This window comes from Ardenticatena maritima (genome assembly GCF_001306175.1).
Taxonomy (GTDB): Bacteria; Chloroflexota; Anaerolineae; order Ardenticatenales; family Ardenticatenaceae; genus Ardenticatena; species Ardenticatena maritima.
This window is the reverse complement of sequence record NZ_LGKN01000006.1, coordinates 131,172-149,219: the sequence shown is the minus strand read 5'-3', so window position 1 is coordinate 149,219 and position 18,048 is coordinate 131,172. Positions and strand designations below refer to the sequence as shown.

Sequence of the window (18,048 nt, the reverse complement as noted above, 5' to 3'; positions counted from 1 at the left end):
GGTGTTGTGTAAAAATTGCCGTCGCGTGGGCGGCGCAAGCAGGAGGGGACAATGACCACATATCTTCTTCGTCGTCTTATTCAATCAATTTTTGTGCTACTGCTTTCGTCGGCAGCCATCTTCGCTTTGCTGAATGCTGTGCCGGGCGGTCCATTTGCTCAATTGCGTCTTGCCGGGGCTGGTGATAAGAAGAGTCAAGTGACACAGCAAGATATCGCACGTATGGAGCAATTGCTCGGCTTGCGTGATGAGAATGGAAACCCGATTCCCATCCATATTCGCTATGTCAATTGGCTGAAAAAGGCTATCCGTGGGGATTGGGGCAAATCGTGGGCAGTCGCACAGGGGCAGGATGTTTCATTCTTGTTGAAGAGCCGTCTTGGGAATACGATCTTGCTGATGACCTCGGCAACCATTATCTCGCTTCTTTTTGCCATCCCCGCCGGCATTTACAGCGCCGTCCACCAATATTCCAAGTTTGACTATCTTCTGACGACATTCACCTTCTTTGGCATTGCGATGCCGGTCTTTTGGTTTGGCTTGATGCTCATCATCCTCTTTGCTTTCAAGTTCCAGGAATGGGGCTTGCCGTACTTTCCTACGGGGGACGTGGTGAGCCTGCGTGCGCCGCAACCAGGGAGCTTGCTCTATATGTTGGGGGCGAAACCGGGCAGCTTGACCGACCGTCTGGTGCACCTTTTCTTGCCGTCGCTGGTTTTGAGCTTGCTCTACATGGCGGGATGGAGCCGCTACATGCGTTCTTCGATGCTTGAAGTGTTGCGCTCCGATTATGTGCGCACCGCACGCGCGAAGGGGTTGTCTGAACGTGTCGTCATTTTGAAACACGCTTTGCGCAATGCCTTGATTCCCATTGTCACGATCATCGTTTTTCAAATTCCGGGCATTTTTGGCGGTGCAGTCCTCACCGAAACCGTCTTCAACTGGAAAGGTATTGGCAGCTTATATGTGAATGCGTTGGAGCGTAGCGACTGGCCTGTTGTCATGGCTTATCTCTTCATTAGCGCCATTCTTGTAATCGTTGCCAATTTGTTGGCGGATATTTTGTACACCTTTGTTGACCCGCGTATCCGTTACTCGTAAAACAATTCAGGTTCAAGGAGTGATCCCGTGGCAGTTGCAGAACTTGATGCTCAGCAACTTCTGACAGTTGAAGAAGAGAGTCAGTGGCGCGTTATCCTGCGCCAATTCTTGCGCCACCGTTTGGCTGTCTTTGGCTTGTTCGTGATTACTGTCTTTGTCTTGTTGGCGGTTTTTGCGCCGCTGATTACGCCGTACGACCCCACGCGCATCGAAAGAGGAAAGAGCGATCTACCGCCATTGACGGAAGGGCATTGGTTGGGGACCGATGATCTCGGCCGGGACATGCTGGCGCGCTTGCTCTATGCCGGTCGCATCTCGCTCTTTGTTGGATTTACCGTAACCCTCTGCTCAATCACGATTGGCACCATCGTGGGGGCTGTTTCCGGCTACTATGGGGGCTTGGTGGATTCCATTTTGATGCGCCTTGTAGACTTCATGTTGACGCTTCCTACCCTGCCTATCTTGCTTGTGATCAGCAAAATTTTTGGCAAGGGGGGCAATATCTGGCTCATCATCATCGTGCTCGTTGCATTTGGCTGGATGGGAACCTCTCGTCTGGTCCGCGGGATGGTGCTCTCCCTGAAAGAGCAGGAGTTTATCGAAGCGGAGCGTGCCTTGGGGGCGAGTACACCGCGGATCATTTTTATGCACCTCTTACCCAACAGTTTTGCCCCGATTATCGTCGCGGCGACCTTGGAAGTGGGTGGGGTGATTATTACCGAAGCCGCGCTCTCATTCTTGGGCTTTGGCATTCAGCCGCCGACTCCCACCTGGGGGCAGATGCTCCAAAACGTGCAGTCTGACATGTGGACGGCACCCTGGAGGGCGTTTTTCCCCGGCTTCTTCATCTTCATGACATCGTTGAGCTTCAACTTCATTGGTGATGGCTTGCGCGATGCGCTGGACCCGCGCTTGAAAGTCTGAGAGACCTGACGAGAGGAGTCGAACGTTGGCAAAGCGATATCGGATCTCAACCGACAACCCCCTTTTGGATGTACGCAACTTGCGCACCTACTTCTACACAGAGGAAGGTGTTGTCACCGCCGTGGATGGCGTCTCGTTCCAGATTGGGCGTGGGGAAACACTCTGTCTTGTAGGGGAATCAGGTTGCGGGAAGAGTGTGACCTCACTTTCGATCATGCGCCTGATTGATTACCCTGGCCGCATCGTGGAAGGGGAAATTATTTTCGATGGGCAAAATTTACTCGAACTCCCCGAATATGAGATGCGCCGCATTCGCGGGAACCGCATCTCCATGATTTTCCAACAACCGCTGTCCTATCTCAACCCAGTTTTCAAAGTCGGCGACCAAATCGCCGAAGTGCTCGAAGTGCATACGAATTTGAACGAGCAACAGCGCCGTGAGCGGGTTATCGAACTGCTACGCATGGTGGGGATTCCCGCACCGGAACGCCGCTATGAAGCCTACCCACATGAGCTGTCCGGCGGCATGGCGCAACGTGTGATGATCGCCATGGCGCTGGCCAGCGAACCCGACCTGCTCATCGCTGACGAACCGACAACCGCGCTCGATGTGACCATTCAGGCGCAAATTCTGGACCTGATTCGGGACTTGCGCGAGCGTGTCGGCATGACCACATTGCTGATTACACACGACCTTGGTGTTGTGGCCGAAATGGCTGATACCGTCGCTGTGATGTACGCTGGCCAAATTGTGGAATATACCGACGTGGAGACGCTGTTTGAGGAGCCGAAACATCCTTACACGCGCGGCTTGCTCAATTCGGTGCCTGTATTGGGGAAACTGCGCGACAAACTGGACACGATTCCGGGGTCCGTCCCCATTCTGATTGATTTGCCGCCGGGGTGTCGCTTTGCGAACCGCTGCGTCGCGCGGGTTGAAAATAATTTGAAAGTGTGCACCCAGCGCGATGTTCCGCTTTACCAGATTGATGAAAACCATCTCGTGCGTTGCTTCCTGTACGCACCGGACCTTGAAAAACTGGAATCCCAGGCCCGTCAGGCGGCGTCTGAGCCGACACTAGCCTAAGGAGAAAGAAGGAAATGACAGTGCAAAGCGAGACAGTGCTCGAGCAAACATCACCGTCAAATGGCGACCTGCTGGTCGTGCAGGATTTGCGTAAATACTTCCCGGTGCGCGGCGGTATCTTGCAACGTATTCAAGCCTGGGTGAAAGCCGTTGACGGCGTGAGTTTCACCATCAAGGAAGGCGAAACCCTTGGCATGGTGGGCGAATCCGGGTGCGGCAAAACGACCGTGGGGCGCACGATTTTGCGCCTGGTAGAACCTACGTCTGGGCATGTTTATTTTGACGGGCGCGATTTGAGCACATTGAGCGGTCCTGAAATGAAGCGTATGCGCCGTGAAATGCAAATTGTCTTTCAGGACCCCTACTCGTCGCTCGACCCGCGCGTCGTGATTGGCGACCAGATTGCCGAAGGGTTGATTATCCACGGGGTCAAAGACAAAGCCGAACGCGATGCCATTGTGGCTGAAGTGCTGGAAGCCGTGGGATTGCGCCCCGAATACCGCAAACGCTACCCCCACGAGTTTTCCGGTGGGCAGCGCCAACGCATTGGGATTGCGCGCGCCCTGGCGTTGCGCCCACGTTTCATTGTGTGTGACGAACCGGTGTCGGCGCTGGACGTCTCCATTCAGGCGCAGGTGCTCAACTTGCTGAAAGATTTGCAGCAAGAGTATGGGCTGACCTACCTCTTTATCGCGCACAACCTCAGCGTGGTGGAACACATTTCCGACCGCATTGCTGTCATGTACTTGGGCAAGATGGTGGAATTGGCCGACCGCGACGAACTCTTCAAGAACCCACTGCACCCTTACACGCAGGCGCTCATGTCGGCCATTCCCATTCCCGACCCCAAACTTTCGCGCGAGCGCATCATTCTCCAGGGCGATGTGCCCAGCCCGCTCAACCCGCCGCCTGGGTGCCGTTTCCATACACGTTGCCCAATCGCGGTGAATATGTGTGGTGAGGTGGAACCTGAATTCCGCGAAGTTGCTCCCGGGCATTTTGTGGCTTGCCACCTCGTCTAGTCTGACTACTATACACCAACACTTTACAAGAAAAGTCCCCGCCGCATGGTGGGGCTTTTTCTTGCGCATCTCATGCTGTCGAATAGAGGAACCCTGTATGGCTTGGAAACGTGCAAAACGCTATGACGATGGTCGGATCAAACCGAACGTGTTTTCGGGATTGGTTGTCACTTTGTTGGCGTTGGTGGCGATTGGATACAGTGTGACGGCGCTGATGCTCGGTGATCCGGCATGGTTTTTGCCGCCGGAAGTTGATGTGCCCCCTGAGCGCATCATCGTGTATGAAGCAGGCACTCGCCATGAAATTCGGCCTGGCGACGACATGTATGAACCGTTGGCGCAGGCTATCGCCGATGCTTTGCGGACAACAATCGGCTTTGAGGAAACCACCGGGCTTAGCGAAATCTCTCAGCAAGACGCCTATGAGCGCTTTGTCAGCGTGGAAGTCTGGTATCCCAAACCGCTTGAACTCCACATGCGGTTTCGGGTCGCCGCCCCCACGCGCATTCTCCTTCCCATCACGGGGCGGCATGTCAACAAGGCGTTTTTAGGCACAGAGAAGGGCTACACCGCCGGCGCGCTGGTCCTCGACCCCACTAGAACGGAGCGCATTCGCACGCTTTTGCGCGCCATGGGTATCCAGGTGGATTCGTAAGATGCGCCGGACATTTTGGCTTTGCCTGGTGCTTGTGTTGCTGGGGTGCCGTGCCGCCCCCGCGCCCAGCCCCACAGCCACGCGGGTGGCCTCTGCGACCCAGCCTGCGCCCACAGTGACGCCTCTCCCCCAGTCGCCTTTGACGCTGGGGCGTGTCGGTATCACGCAATCGCCGTCCTTCTTCTCCACCGCGCCCAGCGCGCCCGATGCCCTTTTGCGCGCGTGGCTGGCGACAACCGCCGCCCGCCGCGCCGATGATGGCACGTTGGCGCCTGAAAGCGCCACCTGGGCGTGGGAAGATGACCGCACGTTGCGCCTCACGCCCACTCGCGGCGATTTCACGCTCTGGCATGATGCGCTGGCTGGTTGGCGCAACCAACACCCCTACGGGGCGCTTGTGCAAGCCCTACGCGCGGATGGCACTGATGTGGTGGTGGAATGGGCGCAGCCGCCCCAATGCGCCGCTGTGAGCACGCTCCTGCAATGGCCTATCGTGGCGGACCCGTGGCCGCCGAGCCGCACGAGCGGCGATTTCACGCTTGACCCCCTCGACGCCGCCACCTGGCGCTTGCAAGCGCGCCAGCCCAACACGCCTGATCTTCATCTCACCTTGCTTGACACGCCCACCACCGCCTGGCTGAACGGCGACCTTGACCTGCTGCTGGGGGATGCGTGGCTTTACGGACAACCGCCGCCGCCCGCCTTGCGCGCCGCCGCGGAAGATGTGCCCGGCTTTCTCATCGCGATGCTGCTTTTCAATACCCAATCGCGCCCCTTTGATGACGCCGCTGTGCGGCTGGCGTTTTGGCAGGCGCTCGACCGCGCCGCACTCTACCGCGACGCCTACGAAAGCGAGCCACACCTGGTGGATGCGCTCGCGCCGCCGGGCGTGGTGGATGGCACCGCCCCAGCGTATGACGCGCAAACCGCCGCCGCGCGCCTTGACGAAGCCGGTTGGCGTGACCGCGACGGTGACGGTGTGCGCGAAAACGCCGACGGCGACCCCCTGCGCGTGCAGATGGTGGTGCCGCTCAGCGCCACAGATGCGCGTTGGGAACGCCTCGCGCCGCGCATGCAAGCCGCCTGGGCGCAAGTGGGGATAGCCGTCGAACTGCTCTACCAGACGCCCCTCGCCACCGAAGACCGTTTGCACAGCCCAGACTGGCAGTTGGCGCTGGTGCCGTTTGTCATGCCGAACGATGCCGACATTGCGCCGCTGGTCATGCCGCCGACCGATGACATGCTGGCCGCCGACCTCAACCTGACACGCTACAACAACCCCGACGTCCAGGCGCTGGCGGCTGAAGCGGCAACCGTGGCAATGTGCAACGACGCCGAACGCAACCGGCTCTACACCCAAATGTGGGCGCACATCTGGCGCGATATGCCCTTTGGCACGCTCTTCCGCTTGCCTGAGCGTATCTTCATCTCTGAAACCCTGCGCACCAACCCGACGCGCGCCTGGTTGAACGCCTCTCTCTGTCGCGCCGGCTTGTGTTGAGACGGCGCTTCAGCATTCGACATGACACCTCATGCAAACTGCGTACAATTTTGCTACACCTTCAAGGGAGAATGTCGGAAGGGAGACCCATATGGACAAGCAATTTTCGGCTGCTTTGCAGCACCTTCAATCGGATGAACCGCTTTCCACGCCCAAGTTGGCGGCTTTGGGCGATGCTTACCGCTTTGACGAACAAGCCTTCCGCGACACCTGGTTTGCCTTGCCCGTCGAACGTCGGCGGCAAGCCGCGGCGGCTTTTCTCGACCTTGCCGAAGTGGACACGGCGACCGACTTCACGCCGCTTTTCTTCGTCCTGCTGGACGACCCCGACCCGGAAGTGCGCATGCAGGCGGTAGATGGGCTGTGGGAAACGAACACCGCCAGCCTGTTGCGCCTCGCGCGCCGCTTGCTGGCCTTTTTGCGCGACACCGACGAAGACCCGCGTGTGCGTGCGCGCGCCGCTGTCGGGTTGGCGCGACCGCTTTTAGAGCATGTCTGGACTGATTTTGAACTCGCCAACTTTGAAGAAGTGCTGGAAACGCTTTTGCGCATCTTTCACGATACAAGCGAACCGTTGGAAGTGCGCCGCCGTGCGCTGGAAAGCGCCGCCGCTTTCAGCAACGATGCGGTGCGCGCCGCCATTCGTCAGGCCTACGCCTCGCCCGAACACGATATGCGCGTGAGCGCCATTTTCGCCATGGGGCGTGCGGGCGATGAGGAGTGGGAGCCCATTGTGCGCCGCGAACTCAACAATCCGAGCGCTGAAATTCGCTACGAAGCGGCGCGTGCCGCAGGGCACTTGGGCGACCAGGACGCAGTCCCGGCGCTCATTGACCTGCTGGCGGATGTTGACCCCCAAGTGCGCGACGTAGCGATTTGGGCGCTGGGCGAAATCGGCACCGAACGCGCCATCAAGGCGCTGGAAAATCTGTTGAACCGCACCACCGACGAAGAACTGGCTGAATACATCGAAGACGCCATTGAAATGGCACGCTTCAATACCATGGAGGTGGCCGACATGCTCGACTTCTTCACCTTTGAGGACGACCCCGAAAGTTACGTTGAATGGGGACCCGAGGACGAAGACGAGGACTTTGACAACGAAGCCTACGATGAAGCCTACGATGAAGCCTACGACGATGCGTATGAAGAAGAATTGTGGGATGAAGAAGACGAGGACGAGGAAGAAGACGACGAGGACTGGATATAAAAAACGCCTGAACGCGAGTTACTCCGCATGCGAAGCCTGTTGTCGCGCATTGCCGAATGTCAAATAGCCAAATCCAAACAGTGCCATGGCCACCTTGCTCAACATCGTGCTGCCGGTTTTTCTCGTGGCGTTGTTTGCCGCGTTCATGCAAGCACGTCTCAACCTTGATATCCAAACCGTCTCACGGCTCTCGTTTTACATCCTTTCGCCCGCCCTGGTGTTTGACGCCCTGGTGCGTTCCACCATCGGCGGGCGCACCTTTTTTCTCATCGCGCTGGCGCTCTGTGTCCTGACGCTCATGTTGTGGGCAATCGCCGCCCTCGGCGCGCGCCTCTTGCGCTTGCCGCCCCATACCGCAGCGGCTTTCATCGTTGCTGTGCTCATCCCCAATTCGGGCAACTACGGTCTCCCCGTCACCCTCTTTGCCTTCGGCGAAGAGGGGCTGGCGTATGCCTCTGTGTACATGACGGTGAGCGCCATCATCACCTCAACGCTGGCGGTCTACCTTTCGGCGCGTGGGCGTGCCAACATGCGCGCAGCGATGCACCGCGTGGTGCGTGTGCCCGTTGTGTACGCCGCGCTGGTTGGGCTGTTGCTCAGCACCTTGCGCGTAGCGTTGCCCACACCCATCGGGCGGGCAGCGCACCTTTTGGGGCAAGCCGCTGTGCCCGTCATGCTCGTGATTTTGGGCATTCAACTGTTGAACGCCATGCGCGCACCGCTTCAAACGCAATACCTGCCCGCGTTGGGAGTCGCGAGCGGCTTGCGGCTCATCGGCGCGCCTGCGCTGGCTGCTCTCCTCGTGCCCGCCTTTGGATTGTCGCCGCTGGCGGTGGCGGTGTTCGTGCTGGAAAGCGCCATGCCCGTCGCCGTCAACACAACCATTCTCGCGATTGAATTCGATTCCGACCCCATGTTTGCCACGCTGGCAGTGTTGGTCACCACCGTGGCAAGTTTGCTCACGCTTGCACTTCTGCTAAACTGGCTTCTAGCAATGTAAAGGAAGAAAGCGCCATCACCATGAAACCGGAAGCCGAAACGTTGTTCAAAGAAGGTATTCGCGCTTTGCACGAGCGGCAGTTCAAGCGTGCCATCGAGGCGCTGGAAGCCGCGCACGCCGCCGACCCCGATGACGTGGACATCCTCTTGAACCTGGGGGGCGCGTACATTCTGGCGGGAATGCACAAAAAAGCGTTGCCGTTGCTGGAACGCGCCGCTGAACTGGCGCCCGACAACGCCAACGCCTGGATCAACCTGGCGGCGGCGCGTTTGGGACCGCTGGACATCAGCACGCCTGAACAACAGGAAGGGGCTATCGAAGCCTGGTTGCGCGCTCTGGACGCCAATCCGCAAGCGCCCAACGTGCACTACATGCTGGGGTTGGTGCATCACCATCGGGGTGACTACGCCAAAGCCGAACACTATTTCAACGAAGCCTTGCGCGTCAATCCAGAGGATACCGACGCCCAGACCATGCTGGAACGCACTCGCACCGCAATGCGCGGTGAGGATTGACCACAGTCACATCTGGATTTGAGCAACGAGGCTCCCGCTTCTGTGGGAGCCTTTTTTGATGCCAAGACGCAACGTCCAAAGGAGGCCAACACCACCATGAAATCAGGAGTGCTCGCGCGGTATCGTGATTTTTTGCCCATTACCGAACGCACGCCGCTCATTACGCTCAACGAAGGCGATACACCGCTGATTCGCGCCGAGCGGCTCTCGGAGGCGTGGGGCGTGCCGCACCTCTATTTCAAATTTGAAGGCGCGAACCCCACAGGCTCATTCAAAGACCGCGGCATGGTCATGGCAGTGGCCAACGCCCTGGAAAACGGCGCGCGCGCCGTCATCTGCGCGAGCACGGGCAACACCAGCGCCGCCGCCGCCGCGTATGCCGCACGCACCGGGCTGGACGCCATTGTGGTGGTGCCTGGCGGCAAAATTGCGCTGGGCAAACTGGCGCAGGCGCTCATTTACGGCGCGAAAGTGCTCGCCGTCAACGGTTCGTTCGATGACGCCTTGCGCCTGGTGCGCGCATTGCATGAGCAGTACGACGTGGCGCTGGTCAATTCCATCAACCCCTATCGCATTGAAGGGCAAACCACCGCCGCTTACGAAATTGTGGATGTGTTGGGCGACGCGCCCGATGTGGTCTGTTTGCCGGTGGGCAATGCGGGCAACATTACCGCCTACTGGGAGGGGTTCAAACGGTATCACGAAGCCCAGCGCGCGACACAGTTGCCGCGCATGTTTGGGTTTCAGGCGGCGGGCGCCGCGCCGATTGTGCACGGAAAAGTGGTTGAACAGCCTGAAACAGTCGCCACCGCGATTCGCATTGGCAATCCGGCGTCGTGGCGGCGGGCGGTGCAAGCCCGCGATGAAAGCGGCGGGCGCATTGAAGCCGTGACCGACGAGGAGATTTTGGCGGCGCAGCGTCTGCTGGCGGCGTATGAAGGTATCTTTTGCGAACCCGCCAGCGCGGCGAGTGTGGCCGGCTTGCGGCGCGCGCTCGATGAAGGGTGGTTGACGGGGCAAGAGCGCATTGTGTGCGTGCTGACAGGGCATGGTCTCAAAGACCCCGATACCGCCATCGCCAACAGTGGCGCGGTCATCCCGATTGAAGCAACGCTTGACGATGCTGTGCGGGCGTTAGGGTGGCAATAATCGAAACAAAGGAGGTGCTCCATGAGTCGGCTGGTGATGAAGTTTGGCGGAACGTCGGTGGGCAATGCAGACGCGATTCGCCAGGTGGGCGAGATTTTGCAGAAAGCCTATACCGACGGACATGAAGTCGTGGCTGTGGTGAGCGCGATGCGCGGTGTGACCGATATGCTCATCAATGCCGCCAAAGCCGCGGCGCAGGGCGACGATGCGGCGGCGCGTTCCGCGAGTACAACCATTTGGGAACGTCATGCGGAAGCCGCCGGCGTGTTGCTGGGGCGCACCACAGGCCCCGATTTGGCGGCAATCAAGCAGGAATTGTCCATGTTCATGCACCTGTGCGAAGCCATCGCCATTCTGGGCGAAGTGACGCCGCGCGCCATGGACCTCATTTCCTCGCTGGGCGAGCGGTTTTCGGCGCGCCTGGTGGCTTCGTATTTGCAAACGCTGGATGTCCCTTCGGAAGCCGTTATCGCCAGCGAACTGATTGTCACTGATGAGTGCTTTGGTTCGGCGAACCCCTTGCTGGATGAAACGGGCGAACGCACACGGGCGCGCTTGTTGCCCTTGCTCGAACAGCGCACGCTTCCTGTGGTGACGGGCTTTTTGGCGGCAACGCGCGACGGCGTGATTACCACGCTGGGGCGCGGCGGTTCGGACTACACGGCGGCCATTTTGGGGCACGCACTGGACGCCGACGAGATTTGGATTTGGACGGATGTTGACGGCGTGTTGACAGCCGACCCGCGCATTGTGCCCAACGCGCGCACGCTCAGCCGCATTGGCTACACCGAAGCCGCCGAAATGGCCTACTTTGGCGCGCGTGTTCTGCACCCCAAAACAGTGCGCCCGGCGGTTGAAAAGCGCATTCCCGTGCGCATTCTCAACACCTTCAACCCCACCCACCCCGGCACGCTCATCGTGCCTGATGACACCGTCAATGGGCGCGCCGTCAAGGCTGTGACGGCGATTCGCAACCTGGCGCTGGTCACAGTGGAAGGGCGCGGGATGCTGGGCGTGCCCGGCGTGGCGGCGCGTGTGTTTGGCGCGGCGGCGCGTTCGGATGTCAGTGTGCTCATGATTTCGCAAAGTTCATCCGAACAGTCCATTTGCTTTGTCGTCCCGTCGGATGCCAGCCGCCGCGTAGTGCAGGCGTTGGAACAGGAGTTTGCGCACGAGTTGCACATTGGCGCGATTGACCGCGTGTGGGTGCAGGATGATGTGGTGATTGTGGCGGTGGTGGGTGGCGGTATGCGGCGCACACCGGGCATTGCCTCGCGTGTGTTTGGGGCGCTGGGTGAAAAAGAAATCAACGTGGTGAGTATCGCCCAGGGCAGTTCCGAATACAATTTGTCGCTGGTGGTTGAAGCCGCCGATGCGAACGATGCCGTGCGTGCCATTCATGATGCCTTCTCGCTGGGTGAACCACCTCGCCAGGAGGAGCCGACGCTGGTTGTGCCTGAATAGATGCTGAACGGAGAAGCACCGATGCGCTACATTCCAATTATCCAATTTGGTGTTGGCGGTGTGGGGCGCGCGCTCATTCGCCAGGTTTTGGCGACCGCTGAGCAACAGGCGCGCTATGGCTTTCAATTCGTGTACACCGCCCTGGCTGATAGCGACGGCGCGGTGGTGGCGACCCGCCACGAAGACGAAGGGCTGGCACGGGCGTTGTTGGAAGACCTTGTCGAATGGAAAGCGGCCGGGAAGCGACTGGCGGAGCACCCCGAAGGCTACTGGCAGGGGGATTTGGCGGCGCTTGTGGATGTCGCCGGCTGGCCGGGTGCGATTGTGGTGGATGTGACCGCCGCCGAAGCCGAAACCGTTGCGCCGGCGTTCCAGCGGGCGCGCGACCTGGGCTATGGCATTGTGCTGGCGAACAAGAAGCCGCTTACCGGCGATTTGCGCCTGTGGGACCTGTTGCATGCGGGACCACTGCGCTATGAATCGACGGTGGGCGCGGGTTTGCCGGTGATTTCCACATTGCGCACTTTGCTGGATACCGGCGACAGCGTGAAGCAGGTGCAGGGAGCGCTGAGCGGGACTCTTGGCTTTGTCATGTCGGCGCTGGAAGCGGGGCAATCGTTTTCGGCGGCTGTGCGCGAGGCGCACCGCCTGGGCTACACCGAACCCGACCCACGCGACGACCTGAGCGGCATGGATGTGGCGCGCAAAGCGCTCATTCTGGCGCGCACCTTGGGGCTTCCGTTGAGCATGGATACCTTGACGGTTGAGCCGCTCTACCCACCCGACTTTGCCGCACTCTCGCGGGATGAATTTTGGGCGCGGCTGGATGAGGTGGATGCCGAGATGCAAGCCCGTGTGGCGTCGGCGGCGGCGGAAGGCAACGTGTTGCGCTATGTGGCGGATGTCTCCGAGGCGGGCGTGTCGGTGGGGGTGCAAGCCGTGCCGCGTGAAAGCCCGCTGGGGGCTTTGCGCGGTACCGACAACTTGATAAGTTTCACCACCGCTCGCTATGCGGCGCGCCCCCTGGTGGTGCAAGGGGCAGGCGCAGGCGTTGATGTCACAGCGGCGGGGGTACTGGGGGATATGTTCCAATTGGCGCAGGTTTGCCGCTAACCCACGTGCTGGAACGACGGCGCGGTGCGTGTAGAAAGCGTGCCGCGCCGTTGCCTGAAAGCCCCTTTTGGAAAACATGTTGTCGGTTTTTATACCCAAAAGTTACTTTTGCATTATTTGATTTATCCAAAAAAACGGATAGAATGGCGGGCGGTTTTCCTTCTTTTACAAAACTTCTTTTTTTGGGGGAAACAGCTTCAAAAATAAAAAATATGGGGGAAACGCATTATGCCTAAAAAACAAGTTCGCCTTGACGAAAAAGATGTGCAAATTCTTCGGAGCGCGCAAGAAGATGGGCGCGTGCCGTGGGCGCAACTGGCGCGCGAGATGGGCATGTCTTCGCCGGCGATTTTGTCGCGTGTGCGGCGCTTGTACAAAGAGGGGGTGATTGCCGGGCATACAACCGTGCTCAACCGCGAAGCGTTGGGGTATGAAACGGTCGCCTATCTCTTCGTCTCGCTGGCGTCCGCCGATGCCGAAACGTTAACCGCATTCCGTGAAGCGGTTGCGGCCATGCCCGAAGTGCAGGAGTTTGTGGCGCTGACGGGGGAGTATGAGTACATGATACGCGTGGTGTTACCGTCGCCTGCGGATGTGCAGACGTTTGTCCATACGAAATTGGCGAAGGTCGCCCCGCTCGCTCGTGTAGCCACCAGTCTGGCGACGGATGAAATCAAATTCACCACCAATCTGCCGCTTGCGTAGGCTGACGCGCATAAGAGAACGCCCGCTCATCCGAGCGGGCGTTTTCTTTCTGCAAGCCCAAAGGGGTGGTGCGTGTGGCTCAATAGCCGCCGACGTTCAACAACGGTTCTTTGATACCGTCGGGATCGTCGCTGTTGTCCCAGTCCGTCGTGCCACTGCTCAACAAAGCGTTCTTCACCTGGTCGGGTGAGGCGCTGGGATGCGTGGCTTTGTAGAGGGCGGCGGCACCTGCGACGTGAGGCGTCGCCATGGACGTGCCGCTAATGGTGTTGTACCCACCGTCGTTCCACGTGGACTTGATGCAGACGCCCGGCGCGATGATGTCCACGTCCGCACCGTAGTTGCTGAAATTCGCAAAGGTGTCGTCTTCGTCTGTACGGCAGGTGGGCGACCCCAGCCCGCCCGGCTTGCCGTCAAAGTCGGCCAGCGCCGAGACAGTGATGACCATGTCATACGCCCCTGGTGTGTGGTTGGCGGTATCGTCGCTTTCATTACCGGCTGCCACAGCGAACGTCACACCCGCGGCGGTGGCGTTGCAGAGTGCAATCTTTTCGGGGTCGCTGGTTTCGGCGCAGGAAAGCCCATCGTCACTGCCGCTCCCGCCCAGGCTCATGTTGGCGACTTCGATGATGTCGGCATTGGCGGTCACCCAGTCAATGCCGCAAATCACGTCGGACAACGTGCCCGAACCGGCGTTGTTGAGGACACGTACCGCCCAGAGGCGCGCCCCAGGGGCAACCCCTACGACGCCAAAATCGTTATCCAGCGCGGCAATCGTACCGGCGACGTGGGTGCCGTGCCCGTTGCCGTCGCTGTAATTCGAGGGTTTGCCTTTGGAGCAGTTGTATCCGCCCACCACATTCAGGTCGGGGTGCGACGAGATACCGGTGTCAATGACGGCGACGTCAACGTCCACGCGGTCGTCCACGCCGTCAATGTTGGCGGTGGCGCTCAGTTCGGCGTCAATGCGGTCAATGCCGGTCGGGATTTCTTGCGGGCCACTGCCGCCGCCATCGCCACCGCAGTTGTTGCGGCAGGGTTTCGGGTTGAAACTGACGTAGCGGTCGGGGGCAACAACCCGCACGCGGGGGTCGGCTTGCAGGGCGGCCAGGCGCCCGGCCGGGACTGTGGCAACAAAGCCGCGCATGGCGTGGGTATAGGAACGCCCAACAGCCAGCCCATGGCGCAAGGCCATTTCGTTGGCCACAGCGGGCAGGGCGGAAGCCGAAACAGAATCATTCAGCACGACGATGTACTGCCCAGGGACGATATCACTTTTTTCTGCGACGACGGAATGCGAAGCGGGGATGTTGAAAAGTGCAAAAGTGGCGGCGATGAAGAGCGCAACGAAGGTGAACACGAATGAATGGCGCACGTGCATAAGGCTCGCTCCTTTGAGAGGTCTTCATTTGCATGCAAAAATGTGAGCAGGAATGCATAGAAATACGAAGATTCACCACCCCCCTTTTGTTGAGATTTGGGCTCGCAGAAGTGGGGGCAGTATATGAGATTTGAGCAAGGTTTGCAAATAAGGGGTGTTGAATTACTCGCTTGAAAGGGGCTTCATAGATGAACCTGCTTGTCACCCCCGCGCGTTCGTGCCATCATAGCCGCAAGAACCAACCACACACAAGGTATCGCCTATGCGCTTGGCCGTAACCCACCCCAACATGCTTTGGCTTTTGGTGCTGGTGCCGCCGTTGCTCTGGCTGGCGTGGCGTGCGCCCCGCCCTGCACAACGGGGGCGCAAACTGGCCGCCATGGCGTTGCGTGGTCTGTTGATGAGCGCTTTGGTGCTGGCGCTCGCCGGCTTGCACGTGCGCTTGCCGGTGGACGATACCGCGGTGGTCTTTCTCATTGACCTTTCGGATAGCGTGCCCCCCGCTCAGCAGGAAGCGGCGGTGACATTTGTGCGGCGGGCTTTGCAGGCGCGGGGTGAGCATGATGTCGCCGGTATCGTGGTCTTTGGGAAAAATGCGCTGGTTGAGCGTACCGTTGGCGCGTTGCAGGATGTACCGGGCATTGAGAGTATTCCCGTGCGCACGCGCACCGATATTGCCGAGGCGCTGCAAGTGGGATTGACGCTCTTCCCCGCGGAGTATCAGAAGCGCTTTGTGCTCCTCAGCGATGGGCAAGCCAACGAGGGTGATTGGCGCGCCTTGCTGCCCATCGTGCAGGCTTACGCCATTCCCATTGATGTGGTAGCGCTTCAAGGGGGCATTCAGGGGCCCGAAGTGGCGTTGAAGCGCCTGGATGTTCCCGCCACAGCGCGCGAAGGCGAGCGGCTTGATGTGCGCGTTGTTCTGGCGAGCAATACCAACGGCGCTGTGCGCGTCCACTTGCTGCGCGAGAACCAGGTGTGGGCCACGCGCGAGGTGACACTGACGCCGGGGGAAACGACGCTGACCTTTGAGGTGCCGGCTTCGCAAACAGGCTTTTTGCGCTTGCAAGCCGTGCTGGAACCCCAAAACAGCGATACCTTCCCGCAGAACAACCGCGCCGAAGCCTTTACGATTGTCGAAGGTCCGCCGCGTGTGTTGGTGGTTGCACGTTCGACGGAAGAGGCCGCGCCGTTGGTCGCCGCGCTTCAAGCCGCCAACATGCTGGTTGACCAGATTCCCCCGTCGGCGTTGCCAACCTCGGCGACGACGTTGGCGGGCTACCAGAGCGTGGTGCTGGTGAATGTGCCCGCTCCCGACGTTTCCACGGCGGCGCAAGAAGCGTTGGCGACGTTCGTGCGTGATACCGGGGGCGGGTTGGTCATGATTGGCGGGCCGCAAAGTTTTGGCGCGGGCTTGTGGAGCGATACACCCGTGGAAGCGGCGTTGCCGGTTGAGATGCGTGTGCGCGCCCGCGAGCAAGAACCGAACATTGCGCTGGTGCTGGCGGTGGACAAGAGCGGTTCCATGGGGCAATGCCATTGTGAAGACCCCAACGATACCAACGCGATGCGTCAGCGGGCGTTGGCGGGGATTCCCAAGGTGGATATCGCCAAAGCCGCTGTGTTGCAGGCGGCCGCCGCCCTGGGCGATTTCGATTACATTGGCGTTGTGGCGTTTGACAGCGAAGCCCGCTGGGTGTTGGAGCCGCAACGGTTCCCTGGACGTGCGGCATTGGAAGAGCAAATTGGCACGCTCATCGCCGAAGGGAGTACGAACATTTTTGCCGGTTTGAAAGCCGCCGAAACAGAACTGGCGGGCGTTCCCGCCAAGGTGCGCCATATCATCCTGGTGACGGATGGTTGGAGCCGTGCGGGGGACTATCAGGCGCTGGCTGCCGCCTTGCGTGAAGAAGGCATTACGTTGAGCGTGGTCGCCGCCGGCAATGGTTCGGCGGTTGAAGAATTGTCGCAACTGGCCGCCCAAGGTGGGGGGCGTTTCTATCCTGCGCCCAATGTTGGCGATATTCCGCAAATTTTCCTCAAAGAGACCATTCGTGTCTATGGGCGGTATATCGTTGAGGAACCGTTCCGCCCTGTTGTGGCGTCGCCTTCGCCTGTGTTGCGTGGCTTGCGCCTGCAATGGCCGGTGTTGCTGGGCTACAATGGCACAACTCGCAAGCCGGCGGCTGTTGCGCCCTTGTTGACGCCGCAAGGCGACCCCCTGCTGGCGCATTGGCGCTATGGTTTGGGGCGCGCCGCCGCCTGGACAAGCGACTTTACCGGGCGCTGGGCGCAGGCGCTCATTCAGGATGAAGAAGGCGCGGCGTTGATGCGCCAGATTGTGGCGTGGACGTTCCCGCCGCCGCAATCAACCGCGTTGCAGGCAAGCATTCTGCCTGAGGGGAGTGGTGTGCGTATCAGCGTGGTGGCTGAGCGTGAACTGGCGGCGCAGCCGGGAGAAACGCGCTTGCGGCTGGTTGCGCCTGACGGCGCTGTGCGCGACATGGTGATTCCCCCCGTGGCGCCGGATACGTTTGAAACATTCCTCGAACTTGACCAGCCGGGCGCCTATCTGGCGACCATCATCCGCACGGATGAAGACGGGACGCCGCTTGAACAAAGCCAGGCGGGGTTTGTCATCCCCTATTCGCCGGAGTACCAGCTGACCGTGCAAGATGAAACCACCTTGCGCACGCTGGCGCTCGAAACAGGGGGGCGTCTGCCGGTTGAGGCTGAGCAGGTGTGGGCGGCTCCCGGTCAGCGTGCGGTGCGTGTGCGCGACCTTTGGCCGTTCTTGCTGGTTCTGTCGGCGCTCTTGTTGGTGCCGGATATTGCTGTGCGCCGCCTGGACGTGCGCCGTGAAGGACTGACGGCGTGGCGTGCATGGTGGCAAGAACGTATCCAGCAGTGGCGTGTGGAGCCGGCGCTTGCGGCTGAGCGTTCAACTGAGCGACAGCACCTTTTTGAGGCGAAGACGCGGGCACGGCGCCCCTATGCTCCGCCGCCTTCCCCACCGACGTCTCCGCCCTCTGCGCCATCTTCTCATACCACGAAAACTGCACCGCCTGCACCGTCGGCGGAAGAGGATATGGATGCCATTGCGCGCCTCAAGCAGGCGAAAAAGCGACGGCGTGGCGCGCGGTAAAGAGTGCTTGGCTTTCAAATAATCGTAACATTTAATGTAATTTGTAATATTTTTCTTATAAATATAAAACTACTCC

Annotated in this window: 15 protein-coding genes; 14 read left to right on the top strand and 1 reads right to left on the bottom strand. The window is 59.8% G+C overall.

Features of this window, described 5'->3' with window-relative positions; genetic code table 11:
• Positions 1 to 51 precede the first annotated feature (51 nt).
• From SE16_RS11505 to SE16_RS11445, 13 genes are all read left to right on the top strand, one after another.
• Entirely contained in the window at positions 52 to 1,101 is a 1,050-nt protein-coding gene (locus tag SE16_RS11505; RefSeq protein ID WP_054492306.1) for an ABC transporter permease, read from the top strand.
• 27 nt (positions 1,102 to 1,128) lie between these two features.
• On the top strand, positions 1,129 to 2,025 hold the full coding sequence (gene opp4C / locus SE16_RS11500) for an oligopeptide ABC transporter permease (RefSeq protein ID WP_054492307.1): 897 nt from the start codon (positions 1,129 to 1,131) through the stop codon (positions 2,023 to 2,025).
• A 25-nt stretch (positions 2,026 to 2,050) separates the two neighbouring features.
• Positions 2,051 to 3,112, top strand: a complete 1,062-nt coding sequence (locus tag SE16_RS11495; protein ID WP_200907200.1) for an ABC transporter ATP-binding protein — start codon at positions 2,051 to 2,053, stop codon at positions 3,110 to 3,112.
• Positions 3,113 to 3,126: 14 nt separating this feature from the next.
• Positions 3,127 to 4,134, top strand: a complete 1,008-nt coding sequence (locus tag SE16_RS11490) for an ABC transporter ATP-binding protein (RefSeq protein WP_054492308.1) — start codon at positions 3,127 to 3,129, stop codon at positions 4,132 to 4,134.
• A 97-nt stretch (positions 4,135 to 4,231) separates the two neighbouring features.
• Positions 4,232 to 4,789: a hypothetical protein gene (locus tag SE16_RS11485; RefSeq protein WP_054492309.1), complete on the top strand. Its 558-nt coding sequence runs from the start codon at positions 4,232 to 4,234 to the stop codon at positions 4,787 to 4,789.
• A 1-nt stretch (position 4,790) separates the two neighbouring features.
• Positions 4,791 to 6,290 carry an ABC transporter substrate-binding protein gene (locus tag SE16_RS11480; protein ID WP_054492310.1) on the top strand — a complete coding sequence of 500 codons (1,500 nt, stop codon included), beginning with the start codon at positions 4,791 to 4,793 and terminating at the stop codon, positions 6,288 to 6,290.
• Positions 6,291 to 6,381: 91 nt separating this feature from the next.
• Positions 6,382 to 7,500, top strand: coding sequence for a HEAT repeat domain-containing protein (locus tag SE16_RS11475; RefSeq protein ID WP_054492311.1), 1,119 nt, complete (start codon positions 6,382 to 6,384; stop codon positions 7,498 to 7,500).
• 85 nt (positions 7,501 to 7,585) lie between these two features.
• Positions 7,586 to 8,500 (top strand): AEC family transporter, encoded by a 915-nt coding sequence (locus tag SE16_RS11470; RefSeq protein WP_054492312.1) that lies wholly within the window; start codon positions 7,586 to 7,588, stop codon positions 8,498 to 8,500.
• A gap of 20 nt (positions 8,501 to 8,520) precedes the next feature.
• Entirely contained in the window at positions 8,521 to 9,015 is a 495-nt protein-coding gene (locus SE16_RS11465; protein ID WP_054492313.1) for a tetratricopeptide repeat protein, read from the top strand.
• Between the two features lie 96 nt (positions 9,016 to 9,111).
• Positions 9,112 to 10,164: a threonine synthase gene (gene thrC, locus SE16_RS11460; RefSeq protein ID WP_054492314.1), complete on the top strand. Its 1,053-nt coding sequence runs from the start codon at positions 9,112 to 9,114 to the stop codon at positions 10,162 to 10,164.
• A 21-nt stretch (positions 10,165 to 10,185) separates the two neighbouring features.
• A complete protein-coding gene (locus SE16_RS11455) occupies positions 10,186 to 11,628 on the top strand; it encodes an aspartate kinase (protein ID WP_054492315.1) in 1,443 nt (480 codons plus the stop codon).
• A gap of 21 nt (positions 11,629 to 11,649) precedes the next feature.
• Positions 11,650 to 12,741: a hypothetical protein gene (locus SE16_RS11450; RefSeq protein ID WP_054492317.1), complete on the top strand. Its 1,092-nt coding sequence runs from the start codon at positions 11,650 to 11,652 to the stop codon at positions 12,739 to 12,741.
• A 228-nt stretch (positions 12,742 to 12,969) separates the two neighbouring features.
• Positions 12,970 to 13,446 (top strand): Lrp/AsnC family transcriptional regulator, encoded by a 477-nt coding sequence (locus SE16_RS11445; RefSeq protein ID WP_054492840.1) that lies wholly within the window; start codon positions 12,970 to 12,972, stop codon positions 13,444 to 13,446.
• Between the two features lie 79 nt (positions 13,447 to 13,525).
• Here the strand turns inward: SE16_RS11445 and SE16_RS11440 are convergent, their stop codons facing one another.
• Entirely contained in the window at positions 13,526 to 14,827 is a 1,302-nt protein-coding gene (locus SE16_RS11440) for a S8 family peptidase (protein WP_054492841.1), read from the bottom strand.
• 262 nt (positions 14,828 to 15,089) lie between these two features.
• On the opposite strand from SE16_RS11440, the gene SE16_RS11435 reads away from it, so the two are divergent.
• Positions 15,090 to 17,972 (top strand): VWA domain-containing protein, encoded by a 2,883-nt coding sequence (locus SE16_RS11435; RefSeq protein ID WP_060687622.1) that lies wholly within the window; start codon positions 15,090 to 15,092, stop codon positions 17,970 to 17,972.
• Positions 17,973 to 18,048: the final 76 nt, after the last annotated feature.